The organism is Sphingobium cloacae (assembly GCF_002355855.1).
GTDB lineage: Bacteria > Pseudomonadota > Alphaproteobacteria > Sphingomonadales > Sphingomonadaceae > Sphingobium > Sphingobium cloacae.
Genome location: NZ_AP017655.1, coordinates 2,525,336 through 2,540,000, shown reverse-complemented (window position 1 = coordinate 2,540,000; position 14,665 = coordinate 2,525,336). Strand labels below are relative to the sequence as shown.

General features: G+C 65.5%; 14 protein-coding genes and 1 pseudogene (1 of these 15 only partly in view). 5 read left to right on the top strand and 10 right to left on the bottom strand.

Going from position 1 to position 14,665, the window contains the following annotated elements; all coding sequences use genetic code 11:
- From SCLO_RS12705 to yczR, 3 genes are all read right to left on the bottom strand, one after another.
- Positions 1-776: the 5' portion of a DUF4139 domain-containing protein gene (locus tag SCLO_RS12705; protein ID WP_066517060.1), read on the bottom strand. Its footprint begins 748 nt before the window's first position; only the first 776 of its 1,524 coding nucleotides appear in the window; the start codon lies at positions 774-776; the stop codon falls past the left edge of the window.
- Positions 777-784: 8 nt separating this feature from the next.
- Positions 785-2,197 carry a DUF4139 domain-containing protein gene (locus SCLO_RS12700; RefSeq protein ID WP_066517062.1) on the bottom strand — a complete coding sequence of 471 codons (1,413 nt, stop codon included), beginning with the start codon at positions 2,195-2,197 and terminating at the stop codon, positions 785-787.
- Between the two features lie 280 nt (positions 2,198-2,477).
- A complete protein-coding gene (gene yczR / locus SCLO_RS12695) occupies positions 2,478-3,911 on the bottom strand; it encodes a MocR-like transcription factor YczR (protein ID WP_456154404.1) in 1,434 nt (477 codons plus the stop codon).
- Positions 3,912-4,428: 517 nt separating this feature from the next.
- On the opposite strand from yczR, the gene SCLO_RS22950 reads away from it, so the two are divergent.
- Positions 4,429-5,436 (top strand): WD40 repeat domain-containing protein, encoded by a 1,008-nt coding sequence (locus tag SCLO_RS22950; RefSeq protein ID WP_123905496.1) that lies wholly within the window; start codon positions 4,429-4,431, stop codon positions 5,434-5,436.
- Between the two features lie 95 nt (positions 5,437-5,531).
- On the opposite strand, the gene SCLO_RS12690 is transcribed toward SCLO_RS22950, so the two are convergent.
- Positions 5,532-6,086, bottom strand: coding sequence for a thiamine phosphate synthase (locus SCLO_RS12690; RefSeq protein ID WP_066517064.1), 555 nt, complete (start codon positions 6,084-6,086; stop codon positions 5,532-5,534).
- 23 nt (positions 6,087-6,109) lie between these two features.
- Here SCLO_RS12690 and SCLO_RS12685 point away from each other — a divergent pair, with 23 nt between their 5' ends.
- Positions 6,110-6,790: a YggS family pyridoxal phosphate-dependent enzyme gene (locus tag SCLO_RS12685; RefSeq protein WP_066517066.1), complete on the top strand. Its 681-nt coding sequence runs from the start codon at positions 6,110-6,112 to the stop codon at positions 6,788-6,790.
- 12 nt (positions 6,791-6,802) lie between these two features.
- Here the strand turns inward: SCLO_RS12685 and SCLO_RS12680 are convergent, their stop codons facing one another.
- The 4 genes from SCLO_RS12680 to gyrB form a co-directional block, all read right to left on the bottom strand.
- The gene (locus SCLO_RS12680) at positions 6,803-7,555 is read right to left on the bottom strand and encodes an SDR family oxidoreductase (protein WP_066517068.1); all 753 of its coding nucleotides are present in this window, start codon (positions 7,553-7,555) and stop codon (positions 6,803-6,805) included.
- Positions 7,556-7,716: 161 nt separating this feature from the next.
- A complete protein-coding gene (locus SCLO_RS12675; protein WP_231923227.1) occupies positions 7,717-8,253 on the bottom strand; it encodes a COG3650 family protein in 537 nt (178 codons plus the stop codon).
- Positions 8,250-8,813: a DNA-3-methyladenine glycosylase I gene (locus SCLO_RS12670; protein ID WP_066517075.1), complete on the bottom strand. Its 564-nt coding sequence runs from the start codon at positions 8,811-8,813 to the stop codon at positions 8,250-8,252. Before SCLO_RS12670 ends, SCLO_RS12675 begins: the two co-directional genes overlap by 4 nt.
- A gap of 4 nt (positions 8,814-8,817) precedes the next feature.
- Positions 8,818-11,325, bottom strand: coding sequence for a DNA topoisomerase (ATP-hydrolyzing) subunit B (gene gyrB / locus SCLO_RS12665; protein ID WP_066517208.1), 2,508 nt, complete (start codon positions 11,323-11,325; stop codon positions 8,818-8,820).
- 86 nt (positions 11,326-11,411) lie between these two features.
- On the opposite strand from gyrB, the gene SCLO_RS12660 reads away from it, so the two are divergent.
- A complete protein-coding gene (locus tag SCLO_RS12660; RefSeq protein WP_066517077.1) occupies positions 11,412-11,900 on the top strand; it encodes a hypothetical protein in 489 nt (162 codons plus the stop codon).
- An 11-nt stretch (positions 11,901-11,911) separates the two neighbouring features.
- On the opposite strand, the gene SCLO_RS12655 is transcribed toward SCLO_RS12660, so the two are convergent.
- Positions 11,912-12,319, bottom strand: coding sequence for a (deoxy)nucleoside triphosphate pyrophosphohydrolase (locus tag SCLO_RS12655; protein WP_066517079.1), 408 nt, complete (start codon positions 12,317-12,319; stop codon positions 11,912-11,914).
- Between the two features lie 80 nt (positions 12,320-12,399).
- Between SCLO_RS12655 and SCLO_RS12650 the strand changes: the two genes are divergently transcribed.
- Positions 12,400-12,585, top strand: a complete 186-nt coding sequence (locus tag SCLO_RS12650; RefSeq protein ID WP_066517083.1) for a Flp family type IVb pilin — start codon at positions 12,400-12,402, stop codon at positions 12,583-12,585.
- 135 nt (positions 12,586-12,720) lie between these two features.
- Positions 12,721-12,879 (top strand): annotated as a pseudogene (locus SCLO_RS12645) (Flp family type IVb pilin); the annotation flags it as partial.
- Positions 12,880-13,025: 146 nt separating this feature from the next.
- Here the strand turns inward: SCLO_RS12645 and SCLO_RS12640 are convergent.
- The gene (locus tag SCLO_RS12640; protein WP_066517210.1) at positions 13,026-14,447 is read right to left on the bottom strand and encodes a M48 family metalloprotease; all 1,422 of its coding nucleotides are present in this window, start codon (positions 14,445-14,447) and stop codon (positions 13,026-13,028) included.
- Positions 14,448-14,665 lie beyond the last annotated feature (218 nt).

The window sequence follows — 14,665 nt, the reverse complement described above, 5'->3', positions numbered from 1 at the left end:
TCCTCCAGCGAATCATGATCCGAGGTCCGGTTGAGCCGCCCCGCCACCGCCAGCAGGCCGGCCTGCGCAAAGCCCGTCCCGTTGCCGTTGGCGACCGTGAGCCAGGCGAACAGGTCCATCGTCCGCCCGTCCGCCCCGATTCGCGCCACATAATGGGCCGCCCAGTCGAATCCGGTCGAAAGATAGGTCAGCGTCACCTCCGCCTCGCCCGCCGCCGGGCTTTGCGTCGTCACCGACAGCGTGGGACGGATCGACAGGTCCGCCGGCAGCGAATCATAGCTCAGCGTTTCCGGCAGGCCGGAACAGCGCAGCCCCTCCACCCCCTGCGCCGTTTCCAGCACCAGCGCCTGGCTGGAGGCGGATCGGATGATCGCGTCCTGTTCCGTCACCTTGCCCGTCGCCGGATCGGTGCGGCGCAGATGCACCGCCCGGCCCAGCGTCCCGTCCACCAGGGCGGCGGGCGACAGCAGCTTCGCGTCGCGATTCTTCTGCACGACCCCGCCCGGCAGGCCCGTCACCACGGCGCTGACCGCGATCATGCCGTCCGCCACGCCCTCGAACCGGATGGTCGATTCGCCTGCCGGAAGCGTGATTCGCCTTTTCTCGCTGACCAGCGCGAACCCTTCGGGAAACTGCGCGTCGATGGCGCCCTCGCCCCGTTCGGGATCGCGATAGACCGTCACCGACACCGATTCGGGTGCGGCCGAGGTGACGACCGCCTGCGCGCCCACCGGCGCGGGCAGGGCGGCAAGCAGCAAAAGGAGCCAGCGCCGCATGACGCCGCTCAATAGCGGGTTTCGAAGATCGCCGTGACGGTCGCGGTGCCGTTGGCCGGGACCGTCACCGTCCAGCGCGCCGCATTGCTGTCCACCCGGCGGGACGGCTGGCTCTCGCTGACGATCCGCGTGTCGTCCTGATAAAAGTCGAGGCCCGACTGGGTGAGGTCCACCGTCACCGGCTCCGCCTTCGCATTGCTGAGGTCATAGCGCATGTGCGACCGCCATTTGTTCGACGACAGCCGCTCGCGCTGTTCCACCACCGGCTTCACCTTCACGTCGAAGGCGTCGCCGGTCGCCAGCGCCAGTTCGCTCCCCATCGGCGTATGGCCGACCTGATTCTCGCCGATGAACTGCGGCGCGCCCGCCGCGTCCTTCATATAGAAGCGCACCGTCCCGGCGGGCAGCGCATCGCCCAGCCCGCCGCTGCGCGAGGTCGAGAAGCTGACGACGCTGCGCGCGCTCTGCGGCTCATTGGAACTGCCCAGCCACCCATTGTCATAGGCATAGCCCGCCTTCGCCGGAACGCCCTGCACGTCCAGGAAGCTCACCTGCTTGGTCTGCCGCTCCGCGATGGTGGTGCGGGCGGCCAGCGGATAGAGATAGAAGTCGCCCAGCTGCTCGCGGTCCGCCGTCTCCGTGCCCGCAGCGCGGATGGGGGTCGGGCGCGCCGGGCGATAGCGCGGCGAGGACCGGCTCTGGTTGACGCTCCCCGCGACCAGCAAGGTCCGCGCATTGTCATAGGCCGTGCCCGAATTGTTGGTCAGCGTGACCCAGCCCTGCACGTCGATCCGCCCCACCTTCGCATCGAACAGCGCGACATAATCCGCGCTCCAGCCGATGCCCGGCGTCAGATAGCGGATGGCGGCGGGCCGCGTCCCGCCCCGCGCGCTGTCGACTGTCACCGACAAGGTGGGCCGCGCCCGCAGATTGGCGGGCACCCGGTCGAAGATCACCCGCACCGGCAAGCCATCGTCGCGCAGCACCTCGATCCGGCTGCCGATCTGGAGCACCGTGCCGCCATGGACGCTCAGCACCTTGGCCTGCTCGCGCACTTCCGCGCCGGTCGCGGGATTGGTGCGGACGATGGTGACGGTCTTGCCTACCGCCTTTTCCATCAGCTTGGCCGGGGACAGCAGGTCGAAATCGAAATTCTGCTCGACGATGGACGCGCCGTCCGCCGCGAAGGACACCGTTTCCGGCCTGATCTGCGCGGACACGTCGGGAAACTCGATCCGGTGGATGCCCGCCGGAATGGCGATCTGCCGCACATCCTGCACCAGCGCGAGATCGTCATTATAGATGGTGACCGACACATCCCCCTGCGCCGAAGCCCCCGTCGGATCGGAAGCCGCCCCCTGCGCGAAGGCCGCGACGGGCAAGGCGAACAACAGGCTCGAAAACAGTCGGATAGCATGCATCAGGATCGGCTCCCTCCGGGCGTTACCGCCGTTCTGCCTGATCCCGGCGCGGATGCAAAGCACGTAGAGCGATTATGCGGCGTTGATGGGTGCTTTCGGCCATAAGGCGTACATTCGCAATTCATTCACCGTTCGTCCTGAGGTGCCACTGAGCTTGTCGCAGTGGCGTATCGAAGGACAGGGTGCACGAGGGAGACCCTTCGATACGGGCCTTCGACTTCGCTCAGCCCACCTCAGGGCGAACGAAGTTAGGAAAGCAAACCGTCGCCAATCCACCCCTTCAAATCAACCGATCCGCCTCCAGCGCCAGCGCCGCCGCATCGCGCCCCGCGGGCATCCGCGCATGGAGCCGCGCATCGGCCTGCGCCAGCCTCTCGACGCCCAGCGCCAGTTGCTCTTCCGACAGGGTGAAGGGCAGGCGCAGGAACCGCTCGAACGCGCCGCCCACGCCAAAGCGCGGCCCCGCCGCGATCCGCACGCCATGGCTTTCCGCCAGCGCCGCCAGCGCCGTGGCCTCCGCGCGCGGCATCTCCGCCCATAAGGAAAGCCCGCCCGCCGGCGATTCGATCCGCCAGTGCGGCAAATGCGCCTCCAGCAGCATCAGCAGCCGGTCGCGCCGCTCCCGCAGCATGTCGGCCCGCGCCCCCAGCCCCTCCCCTTCGTCCAGCAGATGCGCGACCGCGAGCTGCTCGACCACCGGGCTCGCCATGTCCATGGTCGTGCGCAGCCGCCCCAGCGCCGCGATGGTCTGCGGATCGGCGCGGATCCAGCCGACCCGCAGCCCGCCCCAGTAGATCTTGCTCGCCGATCCCATGGTGATGACCTGCCGCCCCGAAGGATCGTGCACCGCGACCGGCGGCGGCGGCGCGAAGTCCAGCCCCATCGCCACCATCGTCTCGTCGATGATGAGCGGCGTGTGCGTGGCGGCGGCGGCCTGCACCAGCGCCCGCCGCGTCGCCGGGTCCATGCTGCGCCCGGTGGGGTTGTGGAAATCCGCGATCACATAGGCGAAGCGCGGCGCGGTCTGGCGGAAAGCCGCCTCCATCGCGTCGATGTCCCACCCCTGCGCGGGCAGGCCGACCGGCACCGGCACGACATGGGCGCGCTGCAACGCCTGCACCGCGTTATGATAGGTGGGATGATCGATCACCGCCCGGTCGCCCGGCCCCGCCAGCCACTGCACCAGCAATGCAAAGCCCTGCTGCGCGCCGTTGGTGACGATGATCTGGTCCGGGCTGGTGGGGCATCCCCGCCGCTCGAAATCCGCCGCGATGGCGCGCCGCAGCGGCGGCAGCCCCAGAGGATCGTAACCCAGATCGCCCAGAAAGGCGGGCAGCATCTCCGCCGCCGCCTGCACCGCGCGCCCCACCCCCGGCGCGGCGGGCAGCGCCGCATGGGTCCAGTTGAGCAGATTGCCGCCGCTGCCCAGATCGATCTCCGGCTGGCCCGATTCGATCCGCCCGGCGGGCAGGCGCGTCACGCTGCCCGATCCCTGACGGCTTTGCAGATAGCCCTCGTCCCGCAGCCGGTCGAACGCGGCGGCCACCGTCGTGCGGCTCAATCCCAGCGCCGCCGCCAGCTCCCGCTCCCCCGGCAAGCGCACGTCCAGCCCGATCCGTCCGTCCAGCACCAGCATCCGCAAGGCCTGCGCCAACTGCCGATAGGCCGGCTCCGGACTATCCTCCGCCCGCCAGGCCCCCAGCAAGCGGAGCAAGGAAGGCGGCCTCAGAAAGGATGTGGACATGGCAAAGCGATCCAGTTGGATAGGGATGCCATGCCAATAGCGGGAAATGGCTCTTTTGTAAAAGGCCTGTTGAAAAAGGTTATGGATGATGTTGCCGTCCATGGGCGGTACGGCCCATTTCGACATTCATAACATCATATCGGCTTCCCACAGGAAGAATCCGGTCTCACTAGTGCCACAGCATTTTGTGATTAACCATTCTTCACCACATAGGGATAATCACACCCGACTAGGAAGACCTTCCAGCAGTGTATCGGGATTCCATATGCCTTGCGTCCGGCTCTCCTTGTTGTTTGCGATTATAGTCATGTGCAGCTGGCCCGGGGCTTCGGCGGCTCCAACGGCAAGTGGCTGCGGTAAACATGATAGCCGGATGCTATCATCTGCGAAACCGATAGGAGCGGGTCCGTTTTCCCTTTCGAAAGTTTACTGTCTATCGATCCCGCCGAGCAATTTTCCGCGAACCGCTCCGCAACCATCCCCTGATTTGCGTGATTTCTTTGTTTTTGACTCAATAAATGGTCTTGCAATCGTGCGTACTGGCCCCAAGCCTTCAACGACGCGCTTTCAGGGGCGCATAACTGGCCCATTAGGCAAGCCGCCTTTTGACTGGCTGAGGACTTCATCGGCGGTGCTGGGAGTAAGGCAGAATACAGCAAAGCCCAGCGGTTTCGCTCTTGGCCCTCTTCAGCCCTATCTTTTCCCCGTCAATGGACCGGCTCGCCAGTTACCCAAGCTTGCAAATGCCGCTGGTCCCCTCGACGAGCTATATTGGATGGGCGAATCTGGCATCGCCATTGCGGCCTTTGGCACGAAAGGCTTTCTGTATAAGCCTGAACATGACGATCCTCATCCCACTCTCGCCTTTGTCGATGCTTTGAACGGTAAAGTTTTGCAGGCTGCAGCTATCGCATCCATTCCCGACCTTCCGACGAAATCAAGAGTAGGCGCGATATCGCACAGCATGAATGCGAAGGGCATCATCACTGCGTTAATTGCCTTTCAATCTAATCGATGGGTCGTATGGACGCAGGGCAAAGCGCCACGGATCCTACAACTCGGAACGAAATATGTTCACCAATTCACGGTGACTCCCAACGGTCGCGACGTCCTCGTGATGAAAAATTTGAGCGCCTCCGGAGCCACCTGTGAACTAAATCCGAATTGCCCACCTCCGACACCACAAACCGGGCCAATAGCGGAGCTTCGATCGCTATCCACCGGCAATATTATTTGGTCGCTAAGGGGGACCGCCAGGGAGTTTTCCGGTAGCGACGTTCCAGCGATCAGCCCTGATGGTCGATATGCATTGATATCAATGCCTCGCGAAAAGCATCGATCGACCACCGCACTCATATCGATGGCCTCAGGAAAGATCATTCAGCAGATACCTCGTCCTTCGACAAGCGGATGCACGGTCGGCTTCTCCCGCGATGGTCGAAAGGCTTGGATTAGCGGCGAGACCACAGTCTATATTTTCGATATCGCAAAATGAGAGATGCCCACGGACAATGGGGTGAGGAATACCAATCCTCCGCTTCCCCAACGCGGAATTTCCACTCTCCGTCTTCGCCAGCCAATTCCCTCACCCTAACCCAGCAACCCGTCGATCGCCCCCCACCCCGCCGCGCCCAGCCCGCGCAGCAAGCGCCGGTCCCGCGCCCGCACTCCGCCCAGCGCCATCACCGGCATCCCGGCCTGCCGCGCCAGCATCGCGAACCGCGCCTTGCCCAGCGCCCGCGTGCCCGGATGGGAGCGCGTCGGAAACAGGGGTGAGAGGAAGAGGAAATCGGCCTTCCTTTTCCCCGCCGCCACGACCTCCCGCGCGTCATGCGCGGCCACGCTATGAAGCATCCTCCCCTGCCCGCGCCGACGGTCCCCGCCATGCCAGCCATCCGCGCCCCAGTCCGCGGCCTGCCCCGCGCTCCCGCCCAGCATCAGCAGCAACCGCCGCCGCCGCGCAATCGCCCGGAACCGCATGAACAACGCCCGCCGCTCCTCCGCGCCCGTGCGATAATGGCGGAAAACGATGCCCCCCCGCCCCCTGGGCAATCGCGCGGCGGCGGCAAGCTGGACTGCCTCGTCCACGCGCTCATCCGTCATCAACCAGACAATCGGCAGCTTTTTGCGGTGGCGATGCTCCATGACCCTCGCCTATAGCAGCCGCCATGACGACCGCCATCACAGAAGCCGCCGGCCGCCTCGCCGCCATTTCCAGCGCCATGGACCGCGCCGCCCGCCTGACGGGCCGCAAGGGCGGCGACATCAGCCTGATCGCCGTCTCGAAAATGCAGGAGGCCGAAGCCATCCGCCCCCTGATCGAAGCGGGCCAGCGCGTCTTCGGCGAAAACCGCGTGCAGGAAGCGCAGGCCAAATGGCCCGCCCTGCGCGGGGAATATCCCGGCATCGCCCTGCACCTGGTCGGCCAGCTTCAATCCAACAAGGCGGCGGAGGCGGTGGCCCTGTTCGACGCGATCCACTCGCTCGACCGCCCCTCGCTACTGGCCGCGCTGGCGAAGGCGATGGACGCCGCAGGCCGCCGCGTCCCCTGCTACATCCAGGTCAATATCGGGGCGGAAGAGCAGAAAGGCGGCTGCGCCATCGCCGACACCCCCGCGCTGATCGCGGCGGCGCGGCAGGCGGACATTCCCCTTCTCGGCCTGATGTGCGTCCCCCCCGCGCAGGGAGAGCCCGCCCCCTATTTCGCCCTGCTCGCCAGGATGGCGCGGGAGGAAGGGCTGGAGCGGCTCTCCATGGGCATGTCCGGCGATTTCGAGACCGCGATCATGCTGGGCGCGACCGATATCCGCGTGGGAACGGCCCTGTTCGGAGAGCGCCCGGCGGCCTGACCCGCCCCATCCTCACAGCTTCACGGCGGCATTGCCTCCGTCCGCCCACAGCGCCGACCCGGTGACGAAGCTCGCCATGCCGCTGACCAGAAACAGCGCGGCCTGCGCGATTTCCTCCGGCTCGGCGATTCGCTTCATGGCGTGCAGGCCGGCGGCCCATTCGCGCTGGGCCGCATCGCCGGCCATTCCGGTCGCGGTTCCTCCCGGCAAAAGGGCATTGGCGCGGATGCCGGCGGCGCCATAATCGGCGGCGATGCCGCGCACCAACCCCATCAGGCCCGCCTTCGCCGCCGCATAGGCGCTCATGCCCGGCAATCCCACGCTGTTCCCGACAAAGCTGCCCGTGAACAGCAGCGCGCCGCCGCCCCGCTCCCGCATCGCGGGAATCTGCGCGCGCGCTCCCAGAAAGGCGGCGGTCAGGTTCACCGCCAGCACCTCCGCCCACTCGTGCGGCTCGATCTCGGCCAGCGGTCTCATCGCGCCGACCAGCCCCGCATTGTTGAAGGCGATGTCCAATCCGCCAAAGGCCGATTGCGCGGCGGCCACCGCGTCCCGATGCGTGCTCTCCCCGGCCACGTCTCCGGCGATCGCGACGGCTCGCCCGCCCCGCCCCTCGATCTCGCCCGCCAGCCGTTCCAACGCCTCCCGGCGGCGAGCGACCAGCACCACCGACGCCCCGTTGGCGGCGAAGAGCATGGCGGCCGCTTTCCCGATGCCCGAACTCGCGCCGGTGACGATGGCGACCTTGCCGTCTATCCTGTTCATCCTGCCACTCCATCTGATGGAGCCAGCCATTTAGGGCATGGCGCGGGCCGGGGCCTCCCATTCCTTGCGCTCAAAACCGGGTGCGTTCATTTTTGGAGGAGCGGACAGGCGTTTCAGGCCAGGGTCGTTTCCGCTTCGGCGAGGGACCATGGCCGGAACGCTCAGGGCGGCCCCATGCCCCCGTCGTCCCGCTCGCCGCCGCATCCTTTCAGCGTCCCTTCTCCGAAGGCGATCTGCACCCGGTCGGACCAGATGGAATCGCTCATCCCGTCGCTGCAAGGCCCCTCGCTGACGGTCATGGAGAACTCCTCGCCCAGATAGCGCACCGTCCGCCGGTCATCCGCCCGCGCCACCGCAAAACGGGCCGGGGGCTTGTCCGGCCGCTCCAATGTCGCCACCGACCCCCGCACCCGCACCGCCCAGAAAGGCTCCGTCCCGATGGCCCGGTATTCCGATACCTCCCTCGGCTCCGGCCTGGGGTCAGGATCGGAAACGGCCGACGTTCCACGTGGAACCGCCGGCGCGGGATTTTCAAATCCCTTTTCCTTCGCCATCTCGTTCATGGTTTCGCGACGATCGGCGATCAACGCCCCATTCACCGCCGCGCCTCCCGCTCCCGCCTCGTTCGCCGGAACGCGATCCTCCCCGCCGCATCCCGCCAAAGCGAGCGCCGCCAGCAAGGGCAACCCAACCCTCATAGCGCGTCCCGCCGGAAGCAATGGGCCGCATGATCGTTGACCATCCCGACCGCCTGCATCCACGCATAGACGATGGTCGGCCCCACGAACTTGAATCCGCGCTTCTTGAGCTCCCTGGAAATCTCCGCCGACAAGGGCGTCTGGGCATGGACGGTCACCCCGTCGCCCCGGATCGGCTGGTCGTCCACAAAGGACCAGACATAGTCCGCGAAATCCTCGCCCCGGTCCCGCATCTCGCAAAAGATACGCGCGCCCCGGATCGTCGCCTCGATCTTCGCCCGCGCCCGCACGATGCCCGGGTCGGCCATCAGCCGCTCCACATCCGCCGCGCCGAAGGCCGCCACCCGGTCCGGGTCGAACCCCGCAAAGGCGGCGCGAAACCCCTCCCGCTTGCGCAGGATCGTGATCCAGGAGAGGCCCGCCTGAAACCCCTCCAGCATCAGCGTTTCCCAGAGCATCCGCGAATCCCGCTCCGGCACGCCCCATTCGTCGTCATGATAGGCGCGATAGAGCGAATCCGCGCCCACCCAGGTGCAGCGAGGCAGGGCGTCGCCGCTCAAGGGATCAGACGTCCAGATTGGCGACGTTCAGCGCATTGTCCTGAATGAACTCACGCCGCGGCTCCACCACATCGCCCATCAGCCGCGTGAAGATCTCGTCGGCCACATCCGCCTGCTCCACCTCGACCCGCAGCATGGAGCGGTTGTCCGGGTCCAGCGTCGTTTCCCAAAGCTGCTCGGCATTCATTTCGCCCAGCCCCTTGTAACGCTGGATCGCCAGCCCCTTGCGCCCGGCGGCCAGGATCGCGTCCAGCAGCTCGCTGGGCCGCGTGACATTGGCGGAACCCTTGGCCGCGACGGGCAGTTCATCCTCGCCCGCCTCTTCCGCGGCCTGCGCTGCCTTGGCCGTCACCAGACGGCTGGGCGTCAGATAACTGCCCGCTTCCTCCGCCGCGATGGCATGCAGCCTGCGCGCCTCGGCCGACCCGACGAAGCCATGTTCGACGACATGATGATCGGTGACGCCGCGCCACAATCGCTCGAAATGGAAGCCGCCTTCCTCCGCGATCCGGCCCGTCCATCTCCCTTCCTCATCCTGCGCGTCCATCCACGCGATGGTGCTGGACAGCCGCGTGGCCTGTTCGGCATGGGAGAGTTCGGGGTCGAGAGCGCCGTTGAGGCTCAACGCCTCGATGATCGCCGGATTGTAACGGCGCGGCACATAGCGCATCACCGCCCGCATCCTCCGCGCATGCTCGATCAGCGAGCGCAAATCCTCGCCCGCGCGCATCCCGCCCCGCGTCTCGAGCGCCATGGACTCGACGCCATTGTCGACCAGATACTGCTCCAGCGCGGCTTCGTTCTTGAGATAGACTTCGGACCGCCCCCGCGTCGCCTTGTAGAGCGGCGGCTGCGCGATATAGAGATGCCCCGCCTCGATGATCTGCGGCATCTGCCGGTAGAAGAAGGTCAACAGCAGGGTGCGGATATGCGCGCCGTCCACGTCCGCGTCCGTCATGATGACGATCTTGTGATAGCGCAGCTTCTCCAGGTTGAAGTCGTCGCGGATCCCCGTGCCCATCGCCTGGATGAGCGTGCCCACCTCCTTGGACGACAGCATCCGGTCGAACCGCGCGCGCTCCACGTTCAGGATCTTGCCCTTCAGGGGCAGGATCGCCTGATTATGCCGGTTGCGCCCCTGCTTGGCCGACCCGCCCGCCGAATCGCCCTCGACCAGGAACAGTTCCGACTTGGCCGGATCGCGCTCCTGACAGTCGGCCAGCTTGCCCGGCAGGGAGGCGATGTCCATCACGCCCTTGCGCCGGGTCAGCTCGCGCGCCTTCTTCGCGGCCTCGCGGGCGGCGGCGGCGTCGATCACCTTCTGCACGATCATGCGGCCATGCTGGGGATTCTCCTCCAGCCATTCGGCCATCTTGTCCGCCATCAGGCTTTCGAGCGGCTGGCGCACTTCGGACGACACCAGCTTGTCCTTGGTCTGGGACGAGAATTTGGGATCGGGCAGCTTGACCGACACGATGGCGGTCAGCCCCTCGCGCATGTCCTCGCCGGTGAGGGACACCTTTTCCTTCTTCAGCAGCCCCGACTTGTCCGCATAATTGTTGAGCGTCCGCGTCAGCGCCGCGCGGAAAGCCGCCAGATGGGTGCCGCCGTCCCGCTGCGGGATGTTGTTCGTGAAACAGAGGACATTCTCATAATAGCTATCGTTCCATTCCAGCGCCACGTCGATCGTCACGTCGTCGCGCGTGCCCGCGATCGCGATCGGCTCGGGCATCATCGGCGTCTTGTTCCGGTCGAGATATTGCACGAAGGCCGCGATGCCGCCTTCATAGAACAGCTCGACTTCCTTCTTCTCTTCATGCCGCGCGTCGATCAGGAACAGGCGCACGCCGGAATTGAGGAAAGCCAGTTCGCGATAGCGATGCTCCAGCTTCTCGAAATCGAACTCGGTATGGTTCTTGAAGGTGCCGCCGTCGCCGGGCACCTTCTCGACCGACGGGAGGAAAGTGACCCGCGTCCCCTTCTTGCCGGGAGGCGCGTCGCCGATCACTTCAAGCGGCGCGACGGCATCGCCATAGGCGAAGCGCATATAATGCTCCTTGCCGTCCCGCCAGATATGGAGGTCCAGATATTCGCTGAGCGCGTTCACCACCGACACGCCCACGCCGTGCAGGCCGCCCGACACCTTATAGGCATTGTCGTCGGAGGTATTCTCGAACTTCCCACCCGCGTGAAGCTGGGTCATGATGACCTCGGCGGCCGACACGCCTTCTTCCTTGTGGATGTCGGTCGGGATGCCCCGCCCATTATCCTCGACGCTGATCGATCCGTCGGGGTTCAGCGTGATGAGGATGCGGTCGCAATGACCGGCCAGCGCCTCGTCGATGGCGTTGTCGCTGACCTCGAACACCATATGGTGCAGGCCGGAGCCGTCATCGGTGTCGCCGATATACATGCCGGGGCGTTTCCGCACGGCATCCAGTCCCTTGAGAACCTTGATGCTGTCCGCGCCGTAACTGTTGCTGTTGGGGCTGTTCTGGATTTCCTCGCTCATGCCGGAGCATATAGGAAATCGAACCGCGAAACTAAAGCGAAACATGCCTTCTTCCGCTTGAGGACGGCACCGTCTATCAAGGCCGCATGCGATCCCTGATTTCCCTGTTCCTCCTCCTTTCCGCCTGCTCCGACCGCAGCAGCGTGCTGGAGGAACTGCCCAACAGCTCCGTGGCGGGCGCGCCGCGGGAGACCGCACCGGAAACCAAGCTGGAATCCCGCCTGACACGGCCCGTCATCATCGGCGAGGACGGACCGCGCCTCGACGCCTGCGGCGGGCTGGGCCAGGTCATCCGCGCCGGGGCGAAGGGCCTGGCGGTGCGCGCCGCGCCTTTCGACGAAGCGCAGGAGATCGGGCGGATGGCGGAGGGCGGCCGCGCCTTCCTCTGTACCCGGAGCATCGACCAGAAGTGGCTGGGCGTGGTGATCCCGCCGGAGGCTTCCGGTACGACGGGCGATGCGAGCGAAGCGGTGGATTGCGGCGTATCCTCCCCGGTGGACCGCAAGCAACCCTATGACGGCCCCTGCCAAAGCGGCTGGGTATCGAGCGCCTTCATCCGCCTGATCGGCGGTTAGGCGGCGCTCGCCTAGATCAGCGACTCCAGCAGCCCGATCAGGGGCAGGTCGGCGGGGGGCATGTCCAGCGCGTACATCTGCGCCGGGCGCACCCATTTGAGCGCCGTGGCGTGGCGGGCTTCGGGCACGCCGCGCCATTTGCGGCAGACATAAAGCAGCAGCAGCAGATGCCGATCGCCCAGCGCCGCGCTGGCGAAGGTCGCGGGGGCAAGGCAGCTTTCATGCGTGCCGATGCCCAGCTCCTCCTCCAGTTCGCGCACCAAGGCCGCTTCGGGCGTTTCCCGCGCCTCCACCTTTCCGCCGGGGAATTCCCAGAGGTCCGGCATGGAAGTGTGCGGCGGCCGCTGCTGCAACAGGACGCGCCCGTCGGCATCGACCAGAGCGGCGGCCACGACCAGAAGAGGAGAAATGTGCATCATGGGTTCCGGTGAAAGGGCTTTGTTAACCGCGCCTCCTTTACACAGTCCGCCGGGACTGTCTGCACTGGACTGGAATCGGAATGCGGGGGCTTGTCGACATTATTGCCCAATGCAGCCTCGCGCGATGCCAGCGCGGCGCGACGGCGATCGAATATGCGCTGATCCTCGCCTTTATCTTTCTGGCTATCATTTCCGCCGTCGGGCAGTTCGCGAACCAGACCATGGCGATGTGGACTCATGTCGCCGAAGAAGTGAATTCCAATTAACCATCAATAATTGACAAAAGGGATCGGCCATTAAGTTTTTCTCAACCGAAGCCCCTTAAATCCGGTTCTGCTGATCTTCCATTCTTAGAAGAGAGGCCGGGTAGTTGAACGATTTCTCTGGGTATGGAGACGAACATGCAGTTTATTCGCAAGATGCTGAAGAATGAAAAGGGCGCGACCGCCATTGAATATGGCCTGATCGCCGCTCTGATCGCCGTTGCCGCCATTGGCGCGATGACCTCGCTGGGCAGCAACCTTCGCACGACTTTCACCACGACCTCCACGGCGCTGCAGGCCGGTGTTCAGGCTGGTCAGGCCGGCGGCGGTGGCGGTGGCACCACCCCCCCGCCGCCACTGAATAATAACGTTCCGTTCGAAAGAGCTAGCTAAAGGAAGGCAGGGGAAGCAATTCCCCTGCCTTTTCTTATGCCTCACTGCCATCAAATCACGATCTTCACCCGCTGCCCCGGCCGCAGCACCGATTGCGCTGTCAGCGCGTTGATCGTCAGGAACCGTTCCAGCGGATAATCCGTATAGGCCATCCGCTTCGCCAGCGACTGAACAGTGTCGCCTGCCTTGACAGTGACGACCTCCACTCGGCGCGGCTTGATCGCGGCGGCTTCCTGCGCGGAAAGACGCTGGACGGATTGCACCATGGAGGTGAACGGCCCCACGCCCTTCCCCGCGCCCGTCAGCAGCAGGAAATGATAGGCTTTGCCGCCGCCGAAATCATAAGCGAACACCGTCGCGTCGACCTGACCCGACTGGGTATTGGCCCGGACCGTGCGCCATGCGGCGGGCAAGCCGTTGACGGTGGTGCGGCTGGCCTCGCCCTGCGGCGCCTTGCCGCCGCCCAGCTTGGCGAGGACCGAGTCGACATAGGCGGCCAGATTGCCCGAATAGGGCGCCGCGCTGAACTGCGCCTGCCCGCCCGATCCCGCCACCGTCACCGCGCTCGCGCCATTTTCCATGCCGAAACCGGACGGCGCGGTGAAGGCGAGGCGCATGTCGGGGTGACGAAAGCGATTCCCTTCGATCACGCCCTGAGCGGGATCGTCGCCATAGAGCACGCCATCGACGGCGGTCAGGAAAGCGTCGCGATTGCGGACGGTGCTGGTGGAACCGCTGCGCGACGCTTCTTTCGCCGCGCGGCCGACTCGGGATGCCGGATCGGGGTGCGTGCTGGCCCATTCGGGCACGGAACCGCCATTGCCGGCCACGCGGCTATCGAGACTGCTCTGCGCGGCGAGCGAAGCCAGCATGTCGGACAGGGCGCGCGGGTCGTAACCGCCCGACGCCAGATAGCGGATGCCCAGATCGTCGGCTTCATATTCCTGCGAGCGGGAGAATTTGAGGGTCAGCAGCTGGCTGCCGGTCCCGATCCCCTTTTGCAGCAGGCCGCCAACCGCCGAATCACCCAGCAGCGCGCCCGTCAACACCTGAAGCAAAGCGCCGCCCACGGCGTTGCGCTGGGCCGTTTTCTGCCGCCGTTGGCCGTGCTGGGCGGCGACATGGCCGATTTCATGGCCGAGCACCCCCGCCAGTTCCGCCTCGTCATTCATCAGCGCCATGAGCTGCCGCGTCACATAGACATAGCCGCCCGGGATCGCGAAGGCGTTGTTCACCGGCGAATTGAGCAGGGTGACGGTGAAGTCGCTCTGGGCGTTGGAAAGGCCGGACTGGACGGCGATGCGGCGGCCGACGCCCTCCACATATTTCGCCTGCGGACCGGCATAGGCGCCGCCGAACTCCGCCAGCAATTGCGGATGCTGTTTCGCCCCCGCTTCCTTTTCCTGCGGATTGATCGACGAAACGGTGCGGATCGCACGCTGTTGGCCGATCACGGACGGCGCGGCGACCATGGCGCTCCCCAGCGCCAGTGTTCCCGTTGCGGCACAGGTCCAGAAATAGCTTTTCTTCACGGCTCCATTACCCCTTTCCGCTTGCATGATGGCGAAACGATAGCGGGCTGTCACCTGTTCCCGCATGGATATGCGTGGCGAGCCGAAGAAGCTGCATGTTGGGGGGTGCGGGAACGCCCATTTACTTCCGCTGGATGCCGCACGATCAAATCCGCAAA

What these genes read in the sequence shown, in the direction of transcription:
- SCLO_RS12700 (WP_066517062.1), bottom strand. Translation starts at nt 2,197, where the DNA reads ATGCATGCTATCCGACTGTTTTCGAGCCTGTTGTTCGCCTTGCCCGTC.
- SCLO_RS12690 (WP_066517064.1), bottom strand. Translation starts at nt 6,086, where the DNA reads ATGGAGCATCGCCACCGCAAAAAGCTGCCGATTGTCTGGTTGATGACG.
- SCLO_RS12685 (WP_066517066.1), top strand. Translation starts at nt 6,110, where the DNA reads ATGACGACCGCCATCACAGAAGCCGCCGGCCGCCTCGCCGCCATTTCC.
- SCLO_RS12680 (WP_066517068.1), bottom strand. Translation starts at nt 7,555, where the DNA reads ATGAACAGGATAGACGGCAAGGTCGCCATCGTCACCGGCGCGAGTTCG.
- SCLO_RS12675 (WP_231923227.1), bottom strand. Translation starts at nt 8,253, where the DNA reads ATGAGGGTTGGGTTGCCCTTGCTGGCGGCGCTCGCTTTGGCGGGATGC.
- gyrB (WP_066517208.1), bottom strand. Translation starts at nt 11,325, where the DNA reads ATGAGCGAGGAAATCCAGAACAGCCCCAACAGCAACAGTTACGGCGCG.
- SCLO_RS12660 (WP_066517077.1), top strand. Translation starts at nt 11,412, where the DNA reads ATGCGATCCCTGATTTCCCTGTTCCTCCTCCTTTCCGCCTGCTCCGAC.
- SCLO_RS12655 (WP_066517079.1), bottom strand. Translation starts at nt 12,319, where the DNA reads ATGATGCACATTTCTCCTCTTCTGGTCGTGGCCGCCGCTCTGGTCGAT.
- SCLO_RS12650 (WP_066517083.1), top strand. Translation starts at nt 12,400, where the DNA reads ATGCGGGGGCTTGTCGACATTATTGCCCAATGCAGCCTCGCGCGATGC.
- SCLO_RS12640 (WP_066517210.1), bottom strand. Translation starts at nt 14,447, where the DNA reads ATGGTCGCCGCGCCGTCCGTGATCGGCCAACAGCGTGCGATCCGCACC.